The organism is Virgisporangium ochraceum, assembly GCF_016863655.1.
Classification (GTDB): Bacteria; Actinomycetota; Actinomycetes; order Mycobacteriales; family Micromonosporaceae; genus Virgisporangium; species Virgisporangium ochraceum.
In genome coordinates this window covers 117,972-129,456 of the sequence record NZ_BOPH01000132.1, presented here as the reverse complement: position 1 = coordinate 129,456, position 11,485 = coordinate 117,972, and the positions used below count along the sequence as shown (strand labels likewise).

Here is an 11,485-nt window from a genome sequence, read left to right as displayed (position 1 = left end):
GGTGGGATTCGAACCCACACTGTCGGAGGTTTGAGCTCCGTTCCTCTGCCGGTTGGGATACGGGGACCGGTCCGGCCATCACAATACCGACTACGCTGATCGCGACGGAACCGGAATAGGGGGTAGTCGGGCGTGACCGATGGGCGGGAGGCGGCGCCTACGCGCCGGCGGGTACTGATCGCCGAAGACGAAGCGCTCATCCGACTCGACCTGCGCGAGATGCTCATCGAGGAGGGGTACGACGTCGTCGGGGAGGCTGGAGACGGGGAGGCGGCGCTGCGGCTGGCCGAGCAGCTGCGTCCGGATCTCGTGATCCTCGACATCAAGATGCCCATCATGGACGGGCTCACCGCGGCGGAGAACATCGCCAACTCGCGGCTCGCCCCGGTGGTGATCCTCACCGCATTCAGCCAGCGTGACCTGGTCGAACGGGCGCGGGCGGCCGGCGCGATGGCGTACCTGGTGAAGCCGTTCCAGAAGAGCGACCTCGTGCCGGCGATCGAGATCGCGGCGGCCCGCTTCGCGGAGATGACGGCCCTCGAGTCCGAGGTGGCGAGCCTCGCCGACCGGCTGGAGACGCGCAAACTGGTCGAACGGGCGAAAGGTGCCCTGATGACCACCTATTCGATGACCGAGCCGCAGGCGTTCCGGTGGATCCAGCGCACGGCGATGGACCACCGCATGACCATGCGTGACGTCGCCGAGCGGATCATCGCGGAGACCGCCGCCGCCAGCGAAGAGCCGTCGGGGTCGGGCTGACATGTCAGGCGTCCGTCGGGGGCGGGGTCGCAGCATCGTCGCGGGGTTGCTGATCGTCGCCGCGCTCGCGGTCACCGCGGCTTGTGGTGACGACGACGAGCCGCGACCCGCGCCGCCGCCGCTCGCCTGGAAGTGGACCGAGGCGCGCCTCCCGATGCCCAGCGGCTCCGCCGTGTCCAACGAGCGCATCGTCGTGCGTGACGTGGTCTCCTGCGGCACGCAGTGGTACGCCGTCGGCGGGTTGTCGACGCCGGCGAACGACACCCGGCCGGCGCTGTGGCGCAGCGCCGACGGCGCCACCTGGGAGTCGCTGCCGCTGCAGCCACAGACCTTCTACGGCCGCCAGCACATCCTGTACTCGGTCGCGTGCCGGCGCGACGGGGTGGTCGGCGTGCTCGGCGCCAAGCGTGGGGGAGCCCACGCGTACCCGCGCACGAGCCACTGGCGGATGGTCCCGGAGGGGCCGCTCACCGAGGTCATCTCGGCTTTCGAACTGTACGGCGGCCCGGACGCCGGCGACGTGGCCCGCATGGTGGCGGGGCCGCCCGGGTTCCTGATCGCCGGTAACCGGATGACCGGCGCGGCCGCGTGGACGTCGGTCGACGCGAACGAGTTCGTGCTGCGGTCCGGGGTCCCACCGCTCGCTGGCGGCGCGGAGCTCTTCACCGCGGCGGCCGACGCCACGGCGGACGCCGCCGGCTGGACGCTGGTGGGCGGCGCCAGCAAGCGCGGCCGCACCGACCGTGACCCCGTCGCCTGGACCAGCCCCGACGGCGCGACCTGGCAGCGGGTCGACCTCGCCGGGGACAAGACGTATGAGGACCTGCAGCGGGTCGTCCGGGTGGGTGACGACGTGCTGGCCACCGGCGTGAAGGGCGAGGTGTTCGGAGCCTGGCGCCGGCGCGGCGGCCAGTGGGAGGCCGTCGGCACGTTCGGGTCCGTGCGCGGCGGGGTCGCGGCGTCCGGACCCACGACCGTCGGTGGCGTCGTCTCGATGGCGACCCGGGGACCCGACGTGCTGGCTGCGGTGAGTGACGGTGGCAGCTTCAGCGTGTGGCGATCCGGTGACACTGGAGGGTCATGGCAGCGGGTGGCACTCCCCGCTGAGCAGCCCGCCGGCGCCGAACGGTTACTGGCCGTGGCCGGAGCGGGCAACCGGTGGCTCCTGGCCGGCGACGACGCCAAGCAGGGACGGATCTGGTTCACAGACCAGAGTCAATGAAACGGCACCGGCTTGATTGAGGCCACGTAACGGTTTGGTGTTCCGCCGGTCGTAGGTGTACACCCTGTGACACTGCTGCTGTACTGTCCGGGCCGCGGATCGCTTCGCAGGCCAGCGGTCCCGCCTGCCATGAAACGGCTCCTACCGGGGCCGACGGGCTGCACCTGGTGGCGCCTGCGTTTGAGGAGGGCAAGGAGCCGTGAGGCGGAAACTACGCACGCTCGGCAGCGTGGCACTGATCGCTGCCATGGCCGTGTCAGCGGCCGCATGTCAGGACTCGGGTGGCGGAGAGTCGGAGGCTGGCGACTGCGGCGGCAAGATCGCCACGTTCGGCGCCTTCACCGGACCCAACGCCGGCCTTGTCATCCCGTCGCTGAACGGGTCGAAGCTTGCGGTCAAGCAGCACAACGCCGCGAACCCCGACTGCCAGATCACGCTGCAGGAGTTCGACACGCAGGGTGCGGCGGCGCAGGCGACCCCGATCGCCAACCAGATCGCCAACGACCAGAGCTTCCTCGCCGTCATCGGCGGTGGCTTCTCCGGTGAGTCCAAGGCCACGATGCCGATCTACGAGGCGGCCGGCCTGGTCATGGTGAGCCCGTCGGCGACCGCGGCCGAGCTGACCACCGCTGGCAACAAGGCGTTCCACCGGGTCGTCGGCAACGACGCCACCCAGGGCGCGGCTGCCGCGAAGTACCTGAAGGACGTCGTCAAGGCGCAGAAGGTGTTCGTCGTCGACGACGGCACCACCTACGGCTCCGGCATCGCGGCCGAGGTCACCAAGGGCCTGGGCTCCCTGGTCGCCTCCAGCGACAAGGTGCAGGAGAAGCAGACCAACTTCGACGCCACGATCTCCAAGATCAAGACGGCTCAGGCCGACGCGGTGGCCTACGCGGGCTACACCAACGAGGCGGCTCCGTTCCTGAAGCAGCTTCGCGCCGCGGGCGTCACCGCCAAGTTCATCGGCTTCGACGGCCTCTACGACCCGGCCTTCCCGGCCGGTGCCGGTGCGGGCGCCGACGGCGCGGTCGTCACCTGCCCGTGCCTCCCGGCCGAGAAGGCCGGCGGCACGTTCGCCGCTGACTTCCAGAAGGAGTACGGCCAGGCGGCCGGTTCCTACGGCGCCGAGGGCTACGACGCGGCGAAGATCCTCATCGACGGTCTGAAGGACGGCAAGACCACCCGTAAGGACCTGTTCGACTTCGTCAACGCCTACGACAAGCCGGGTGTCTCGAAGGACCTGAAGTTCGACGACAGCGGTGACGTGGAGAAGTCGAAGGTCAAGATCTGGGCCTACGAGATCAAGGGCGGTCAGATCACGCCTCAGCAAGAGATTGCACTGAGCTAACAGCGTTTGCGATTGATGCGGCCGGGGGCAAAACCCCCGGCCGCATTCAGTGCGAGGAGAGTGTGTGAACGTCGATGAACTCTTCAGCCACCTTGGTCAGCACACCGTCGACGGTGTGTCCAAGGGGGCCATCTACGCACTCGTAGCGCTCGGGTACACCCTCGTCTACGGCGTGCTTCGTCTGATCAACTTCGCCCATTCCGAGGTCTTCATGGTCGGCACCTTCGCCGTCATGGGCACCTGGAGCCTTCTGGGCGCGAAGGACAACCCCCCGATCGGCACAGCGATCCTGCTGCTGTTGGCGGGCCTGATCGCCGGGGCGCTGGCGTCCGGTGGCACGGCCCTGGCCGTCGAACGGATCGCCTACAAACGGCTCCGCACCAAGAATGCGCCTCCCCTGGTCTTCCTCATCACCGCGATCGGTGTCTCGCTCGTCCTGATGGAGATCTTCGGCCTGTGGCAGGGCCGGCTCATCAAGGGCATGCCGACGATCGTCGAGCGCGAGGTGCTGTTCAAGCTTTTCGGCGCCGAGATCACCAACATCGTGCTGATCGTGGTGATCGCGTCACTCGTCATGATGTACGGCCTCGACGTCTTCATCAACAAGACGCGCTACGGACGAGGTGTTCGGGCGGTCGCCCAGAACCCCGACGTCGCGGCGTTGATGGGCATCAACAAGGACCGCGTCATCATGCTGATCTTCGTGCTCGGTGGCGTCATGGCCGGTGCCGCCGCGCTTCTGTGGGACATGCGGTTCGGCATCACCAAGTTCGACATCGGGTTCGTACTCGGTCTGAAGGCGTTCACCGCGGCCGTGCTCGGCGGCATCGGCAACCTCCGCGGCGCGCTGCTCGGCGGCATCGTGCTCGGCATCGTCGAGGTGTACTTCGCTACGCTGTTCACGTCGAACTGGGAGGACGTGGCGGCCTTCGTGGTGCTGGTGATCGTGCTGATGTTCCGGCCGACCGGCCTGCTCGGCGAGTCCCTCGGAAAGGCCCGCGCATGAGCAAAGTGTCAGTTTTGCGCAAGGTCGGTGACGTCTACCGGGAACACGCCATCGTCCGGGTCCTCGCGGTCGTCCTGGGCATCGCGTTCCTGTACTACCTCCCCCTGCTCGGAGTTCCGGGCCTGACCATCCTGCGCACCGACTACAGCTCGGGCGGGTCGAACTGGGCCGGCGTGCTGTTCCTGTGCGCGGTCTACGTGCTGATCGCGATCGGCCTCAACGTCGTGATCGGTCTGGCGGGCCTGCTCGACCTCGGGTACGTCGGCTTCTTCGCGATCGGCGCCTACAGCGTGGCCCTGTTCGGGTCGCGCCAGTCGCCGGTGGTGAAGTCGCTGCAGGAACAGTTCGACCTGTCGTCCGACTGGGCGGTCGCCTGGGCGGTCTGCATACCCATCTCCATCGCGTTCACGATGGTCTCGGGTGTGATCCTGGGCTGGCCGACGCTGCGGCTGCGCGGTGACTACCTGGCGATCGTCACGCTCGGCTTCGGTGAGATCATCCGCATCGTCGCCCGCAACTCGAAGTTCACCAACGGCAACCAGGGCGTCTCGGCGATCCCCGGTCCGCAGGGTGCGCCGTCGGCGGACAACGACATCTTCGGTCTGCTCGACATCAAGCCCTGGTACTGGCTGGCCCTCACGGTGCTCATCGTCGTGGTGATCGGGGTACGGCGGCTCGAGCACAGCCGGGTCGGCCGGGCCTGGCTGGCGATCCGCGAGGACGAGGACGCCGCGGTCGTGATGGGCGTCAACGCGTTCAAGTGGAAGCTGTGGGCATTCGCGATCGGCGCGGCGGTGGGTGGCCTGTCGGGCTTCCTGTTCGCCAGCCGCTCCGGGTTCATCGACCCGACCGGGTTCGACGTCAACCTGTCGATCCTGTTCGTGGCCATGGTGGTCATCGGTGGCTCCGGCAACATGGCCGGTGCCGCGCTCGGTGCCATCCTGCTCACGTACCTGCCCGAGCGCTTCCGTGGCTTCTCCGAGTGGCGCCCGCTGGCGTTCGGCCTGGCGATGGTGCTCGTGATGCTGCTGCGTCCGCAGGGCCTCATCCCGAGCACGCGGCGCAAGCGCGAGCTCAAGGACCGTGCGGAGGAGGTGCCGGCCGGTGTCTGACCAACAGCAACCCAACCTGAGCAAGTCGGGGGCCGCGACGCCGGTCATCGGCGACACGCTGCTGGCGGTCGAGAACGTCACGCTGCGCTTCGGCGGCGTCGTGGCGCTCAACGAGGTCAGCTTCGAGCTGCGCCGCGGCGAGATCCTCGGCCTGATCGGCCCGAACGGTGCGGGCAAGACGACCTGCTTCAACGTCATGACCGGCGTGTTCCGGCCGACGTCGGGCCGGGTCACGTTCGACGGTCAGTCGATCAGCGGACGCAAGCCGTACCACATCAACCAGTTGGGTATCGCCCGCACCTTCCAGAACATCCGTCTCTTCCCGGAGATGACGGCGCTGGAGAACGTGATGGTCGGCACCGACTCCCGGCACAAGACGAGCGTGCTCGGTGCCCTGTTCGGGGTCTACCGGATGCGTCCGAAGCCGGAGGAGCTGCCGCGGGTCGACTCCGACGACTGGCTGATCCGGTGGTGGCAGAAGGTCCGGCGCGGTGCGGCGGGCATCTTCGGCATGTCGCGGCACAGCATCGAGGAGAACGCCGGCGCGAACAAGGCGTACGAGCTCCTGCGGTTCGTGGGGATCGCCGACCGGGCCAACGAGGTCGCGCGGAACCTGCCGTACGGGTACCAGCGGCGGCTGGAGATCGCCCGCGCGCTCGCCACGGAGCCGAAGCTGCTCTGCCTCGACGAGCCGGCTGCCGGCTTCAACCCGGCGGAGAAGGAGGACCTCCTCCAGCTCATCCGCCGGATCCGCGACAAGGGGCACACGGTGCTGCTCATCGAGCACGACATGCGACTGGTCATGGGCGTCACCGACCGGATCGTCGTGTTGGAGTTCGGTCGCAAGATCGCCGAGGGCCTACCGGCCGAGGTCAGGGAGAATCCGAAGGTGATCGCCGCCTACCTGGGGGTGTCCGAAGATGCTTCTTGAGCTCGAGGATGTACGCGTCGCCTACGGCCGCATCGAGGCGCTGCACGGCATCAGCATCGGCATCGACCAGGGCGAGGTCGTCGCCCTGATCGGTGCGAACGGCGCGGGCAAGACCACCACGATGCGGGCCATCTCGGGGCTGCTGAACCTCACCGGGGGCCGGATCCGGTTCAACGGCGAGGACATCAGCAAGCTGCGGGCGGACCTGCGGGTGGTGCGCGGGCTGTGCCAGTCACCCGAGGGTCGGGGCATCTTCCCCGGCATGACGGTGGCCGAGAACCTCGACATGGGTGCCTACACCCGGCGTGACCGGCAGGGCGTGGCCGACGACCTCAAGCGGGTCTACGGCCTGTTCCCGCGGCTGGAGGAGCGGAGCAAGCAGTCCGCCGGCACCCTTTCCGGTGGTGAGCAGCAGATGTGCGCGATCGGCCGGGCCCTGATGGCACGGCCGAAGGTCCTGCTCCTCGACGAGCCGTCGATGGGGCTGGCGCCGATGCTGATCCAGCAGATCTTCAACATCATCACGGAGATCTCGCAGCAGGGCACCACGATCCTGGTGGTCGAGCAGAACGCCCAGCAGGCGTTGTCGCGTGCCCACCGGGCCTACGTCCTGGAGACCGGACGGATCGTCAAGGAGGGCACCGGTGCCGAGCTCCTCGTCGACCCGGCGGTCAAGGAGGCGTACCTCGGCGTCGCCTAGGTCGACATGAGGTGTTCACCCGGCCGCGCGGTCTCCGCGCGGCCGGGTGTCGCGTTTTGTGTCGGACCCCGGGACTAGAGTTTCGGACGTGGGTGAGACGAAGCCAACTCTGCTGTTGCTCGACGGGCATTCCTCTGCGTACCGGGCATTCCACGCGCTGCCACCCGAGAACTTCTCGACCACCACGGGGCAGACCACCAACGCGGTGTTCGGGTTCACCTCGATGCTGATCAACGTCCTGCGTGACGAGAAGCCCACGCACATCGCGGTCGCGTTCGACGTCTCGCGGCAGTCGTTCCGTACGGAGCAGTACGGCGACTACAAGGCCGGCCGGTCGGCCACGCCCGACGCGTTCGCCGGTCAGGTTCCGCTCATCAAGGAAGTGCTCGACGCGCTGCGCATCCCGTACGTCGAGAAGCCCGGCTACGAGGCCGACGACGTCATCGCCACGCTCGCCACCCAGGCCCGCGACGAGGGCTTCAACGTCCTCATCTGCACCGGTGACCGCGACGCGTTCCAGCTGGTCGCCGACGGCATCACCGTCCTGTACTTCATGCGCGGGGTCAGCGACATGGCCCGGCGCGACCCGGCCGGCGTCCAGGACAAGTACGGCGTGCCACCGGAGCACTACCGCGACCTGGCCGCGCTCGTCGGCGACAACAGCGACAACCTCCAGGGCGTGCCGGGGGTCGGCCCGAAGACCGCCGCAAAGTGGATCAACCAGTACGGCGGGCTCGACAACCTCATCGAGAAGGTCGACGAGATCAAGGGCAAGGCGGGCGAGAACCTGCGCGCCCACCTCGCCGACGTGCTGCGCAACTACGAGATCAACCGGCTGGTCCGCGATCTCGAACTGCCGATGCGGCCCGCCGACCTCACCTGGCACGGCTGGGACCGCGAAGCCGTGCACCGGGTGTTCGACTCGCTCGAGTTCGCCGTGCTGCGCAACCGGCTCTACGAGTACCTCGACGCGGTCGAGCCCGAGGCCGAGGGCGGCTTCGACATCGCCGGTACGCAGCTCGCCACCGGCCAGGTCGCGCCGTGGCTCGCCGAGCACGTCGTCCCGGGCCAGCCGGTCGGCGTGGCGGTGTCGGGCACGTTCGGGCGTGGCACCGGCACGCTGAGCGGGGTCGCGATCGCCACCGCCGAGGGCTCGGGTGCCTGGTTCGACCCGACCGCGCTCGACGAATCCGACGAGACGGCCGTGGTGGCCTGGCTCGCCGACCCCGGCCGGCCGAAGATCCTGCACGGCACGAAGCGGGTGCTGCTCGCCGTCGCCGCCCTGGGCTGGGAGCTGCACGGGGTCGCCGTCGACACCGAGCTGGCCGCCTACCTCGCGCGTCCCGACCAGCGCACCTACGACCTGACCGACCTGGCGCTGCGCTACCTGCACCGCGAGCTGAAGGTCGAGACGAAGGAGGACGACGCCCAGCTCGCCCTCGACGGCTTCGGCGACGAGGGCGCGGCCGAGCGCAACCTGATGCTGCAGGCCCGCGCCACCCTCGACCTCGCCGACGCGCTGCGCAACGACCTCGCCCGCGACGGCGGCACGTCCGACCGGCTGATGGCCGAGGTCGAGCTGCCGCTGGTCGAGGTGCTCGCCGGCATGGAGCGGGCGGGCATCGCCGCCGACACCGGGTACCTGTCCGAGCTGGAGGCCAACTTCGCCGCCGAGGTGAAGTCGGCCGCGCAGTCCGCGCACCAGGTGGTCGGCCGCGAGTTCAACCTCGGCTCGCCGAAGCAGCTCCAGGAGATCCTGTTCAACGAGCTGAACCTGCCGAAGACCAAGCGCATCAAGAGCGGCTACACCACCGACGCCGACTCGCTGCAGTGGCTGTACGCGCAGACCGAGCACCCGGTGCTGGGCCACCTGCTGCGCCACCGCGACGTGGCGAAGCTCAAGTCCACGGTCGACGGCCTGCTCAAGTCGGTGAGCGACGACGGCCGCATTCACACCACGTTCTTCCAGACGGTCGCCGCCACCGGCCGGCTGTCGAGCACCGACCCGAACCTGCAGAACGTGCCCATCCGTACCGAGGAGGGCCGTCGCATCCGGCGGGCGTTCGTCGTCGGTGAGGGCTTCGAGAGCCTGCTGACGGCCGACTACAGCCAGATCGAGATGCGCATCATGGCGCACGTGTCGAAGGACGAGGCGCTCATCGAGGCGTTCAACTCCGGCTTCGACTTCCACTCGGCCACCGCGTCGTCGGTCTTCTCTGTCGCGCCGGAGGAGGTCACCCCCGACCAGCGCCGCAAGATCAAGGCGATGAACTACGGCCTGGCCTACGGGCTGTCGGCGTACGGGCTGTCCCAGCAGCTCGGCATCACCCCCGACGAGGCCAAGGTGCTGATGGAGGAGTACTTCCAGCGCTTCGGCGGCGTCCGGGAGTACCTGCGTGCCGTCGTGTTCCAGGCCGGCCGCGACGGTTACACCGAGACGCTGCTCGGCCGCCGCCGCTACCTGCCCGACCTCACCAGCGACAACCGCCAGCGCCGCGAGATGGCCGAGCGCATGGCGCTCAACGCTCCGATCCAGGGGTCGGCCGCCGACATCATCAAGGTCGCGATGCTCCGCGTCGACGCCGCGATCCGCGAGGCGGGGCTGCGGTCGCGGATGCTGCTTCAGGTCCACGACGAGCTGGTGTTCGAGATGGCCGACGGGGAGCGCGACACGCTGGAGGCCGTGGTGCGCTCGTCGATGGGCGGGGCGTACTCGCTGGACGTGCCGCTGGAGGTGTCCGTCGGCGTCGGCCGCGACTGGAACGCGGCTGATCACTAGTTCTCGGGTGGGTTTTCGGGCTGACCCGACCCGCGACGGCAGATTTTGGAGCGTCTATGCCGTCGCGGCTCGGGTCAGCCCGAAAACCTGTCGTGGTCGGTGATCGCGCGTCCCCCGCTCTCTCAGGAGCTTGGAGTGGGCTGGACTGCGTTACGGTTGACGCTATATAGCGGTAACCGTAATATCGCTGCGTGACTGCCATGCGGGAACCGACATTCCTGGTCCTCACCGCGCTCGCCGACGGGCCGCTCCACGGGTACGGAGTGATCCAGGAGGTGAGCGCCCTGTCGCAGGGCGAGACCGTCCTCGGCGCCGGGACGTTGTACGGCGCACTCGACCGGCTCGCCGAGCGCGGACTGGTCGCCGTCGACCGGGAGGAGGCGGTGGACGGCCGGCTGCGCCGCTACTACCGGCTCACCGACGACGGGGCCGCGGCGCTGGCCGCGGAGGTGGCGCGGCTGCGCCGCAACGCGTCCGCGGCCGAGGCGCGGCTGCGGCGACGACCCGGTCCCGCGTTCGGAGCGACCTCGGGTGCAACCGCGTGACGGCCAACGACGCGCTCGCGGGCGCCGGGTCCGGGCTGGAGCGGCGGTACCGGCGGCTGCTGCTCGCCTACCCGCGGTCCTACCGGCGCAGCCACGGTGCCGAGATCCTCACCACCCTCATGGACGCCGCCGGCCCGTCCCGGGACCGGCCGACCCGGCGGGAGGTGCGCGACCTCATGCTCGGTGGCCTACGGCAGCACTTCCGGCTGCCGGTCGGACGGCTGGCGGTGTTCGTCGCGGTGGTGTCGGCGCTGGTGCTCGGCGCGCTGGGGGCCGCCGCCGGGTCGGGGCTCGGCTGGGCCACCGGCCGGGCGCTGCCGGACGACGCCGGCGTCGACACGGTCGTCGGGGTCATCGCGGGGGAGCCGGCCCGGTGGAATGCCACCCGTACCAGCGACGCCTTCGGGCTGCGACCGCAGGCGGTCGTGGCACTGGCCACACCGGTCGGTTCCACCGTCCCCGGCGCCGAAGCGGCCCGCTCGCGCCTGGCGGCGGAGGGCTGGCGGGTCGGTCCCGTCGTGACCACGCAGACCGCGGTCTGGACGGACGGCGGCGTCACGATCCGGGCGAACGACTACGCGTTCGTGGCCGAGAGGGACGGGCTCCAGATGATGGTGTCGGTCCTCGAAGGCGGCTTCGCCCCGGGTCCGGTGTCCGTGATGATGCACAGTGCCGAGCCCCGGTCGGTGCTGCCGTTGACGATCGCCGGCCTCGTCGCCGGGCTGCTCGCCGGGTGGCTGCTCGTGGCGCGGGTCGGGTACCGGGTCCGCCGGCTCGGAGCCCTGCGCCGGGTGCCGCACCTGGTCGCCGCCGTCGTCGCGGGCTGCGCGCTCGGCGTCCCGGCGCCGGCGGTCTACCGCGCCGCGGTCGAGGCGGTCGTCGCCGGTCCCGCGCCGGCGCGTCCCGGCCAGTTCGGACGCATACCGGTGTTCGCCGTCCACCACATCGACTCGCCACTGGACCCGTACACGCTCACCGGGCTCGGCGCGCTGGTGCTGCTCGTGGCGCTGGCGTACGCGGTCCCCCCGAAGCCGGCCCCCGACCCCGCCGCGACCGCCTGACCGCACACCGGGCGTCTTCGAT

General features: G+C 69.6%; 10 protein-coding genes. All 10 read left to right on the top strand.

Annotation, left to right across the window (positions count from 1 at the left end; genetic code table 11):
- Window positions 1–132 precede the first annotated feature (132 nt).
- The 10 genes from Voc01_RS46165 (at window position 133) to Voc01_RS46120 (ending at window position 11,463) form a co-directional block, all read left to right on the top strand.
- Window positions 133–759, top strand: a complete 627-nt coding sequence (locus Voc01_RS46165) for an ANTAR domain-containing response regulator (protein WP_203934118.1) — start codon at window positions 133–135, stop codon at window positions 757–759.
- A gap of 1 nt (window position 760) precedes the next feature.
- Window positions 761–1,981, top strand: a complete 1,221-nt coding sequence (locus Voc01_RS46160) for a hypothetical protein (protein ID WP_203934117.1) — start codon at window positions 761–763, stop codon at window positions 1,979–1,981.
- Window positions 1,982–2,180: 199 nt separating this feature from the next.
- Window positions 2,181–3,329 carry a branched-chain amino acid ABC transporter substrate-binding protein gene (locus tag Voc01_RS46155; protein WP_203934116.1) on the top strand — a complete coding sequence of 383 codons (1,149 nt, stop codon included), beginning with the start codon at window positions 2,181–2,183 and terminating at the stop codon, window positions 3,327–3,329.
- Window positions 3,330–3,393: 64 nt separating this feature from the next.
- Window positions 3,394–4,335: a branched-chain amino acid ABC transporter permease gene (locus Voc01_RS46150; protein WP_203934115.1), complete on the top strand. Its 942-nt coding sequence runs from the start codon at window positions 3,394–3,396 to the stop codon at window positions 4,333–4,335.
- Entirely contained in the window at window positions 4,332–5,447 is a 1,116-nt protein-coding gene (locus tag Voc01_RS46145; protein ID WP_203934114.1) for a branched-chain amino acid ABC transporter permease, read from the top strand. The genes Voc01_RS46150 and Voc01_RS46145 overlap by 4 nt, the downstream gene beginning before the upstream one ends.
- Window positions 5,440–6,378: an ABC transporter ATP-binding protein gene (locus Voc01_RS46140; RefSeq protein ID WP_373873957.1), complete on the top strand. Its 939-nt coding sequence runs from the start codon at window positions 5,440–5,442 to the stop codon at window positions 6,376–6,378. The genes Voc01_RS46145 and Voc01_RS46140 overlap by 8 nt, the downstream gene beginning before the upstream one ends.
- Window positions 6,368–7,078 (top strand): ABC transporter ATP-binding protein, encoded by a 711-nt coding sequence (locus Voc01_RS46135; protein ID WP_203934113.1) that lies wholly within the window; start codon window positions 6,368–6,370, stop codon window positions 7,076–7,078. The genes Voc01_RS46140 and Voc01_RS46135 overlap by 11 nt, the downstream gene beginning before the upstream one ends.
- A gap of 88 nt (window positions 7,079–7,166) precedes the next feature.
- Window positions 7,167–9,857: a DNA polymerase I gene (gene polA / locus Voc01_RS46130; RefSeq protein ID WP_203934112.1), complete on the top strand. Its 2,691-nt coding sequence runs from the start codon at window positions 7,167–7,169 to the stop codon at window positions 9,855–9,857.
- Between the two features lie 200 nt (window positions 9,858–10,057).
- A complete protein-coding gene (locus Voc01_RS46125) occupies window positions 10,058–10,402 on the top strand; it encodes a PadR family transcriptional regulator (RefSeq protein WP_203934135.1) in 345 nt (114 codons plus the stop codon).
- On the top strand, window positions 10,399–11,463 hold the full coding sequence (locus Voc01_RS46120; RefSeq protein WP_203934111.1) for a hypothetical protein: 1,065 nt from the start codon (window positions 10,399–10,401) through the stop codon (window positions 11,461–11,463). The genes Voc01_RS46125 and Voc01_RS46120 overlap by 4 nt, the downstream gene beginning before the upstream one ends.
- Window positions 11,464–11,485 lie beyond the last annotated feature (22 nt).

Bases quoted from the DNA above. Each gene is read 5' to 3' on its own strand.
- Voc01_RS46160 (WP_203934117.1), top strand. From the start codon at position 761: ATGTCAGGCGTCCGTCGGGGGCGGGGTCGCAGCATCGTCGCGGGGTTG.
- Voc01_RS46125 (WP_203934135.1), top strand. From the start codon at position 10,058: ATGCGGGAACCGACATTCCTGGTCCTCACCGCGCTCGCCGACGGGCCG.
- Voc01_RS46145 (WP_203934114.1), top strand. From the start codon at position 4,332: ATGAGCAAAGTGTCAGTTTTGCGCAAGGTCGGTGACGTCTACCGGGAA.
- Voc01_RS46135 (WP_203934113.1), top strand. From the start codon at position 6,368: ATGCTTCTTGAGCTCGAGGATGTACGCGTCGCCTACGGCCGCATCGAG.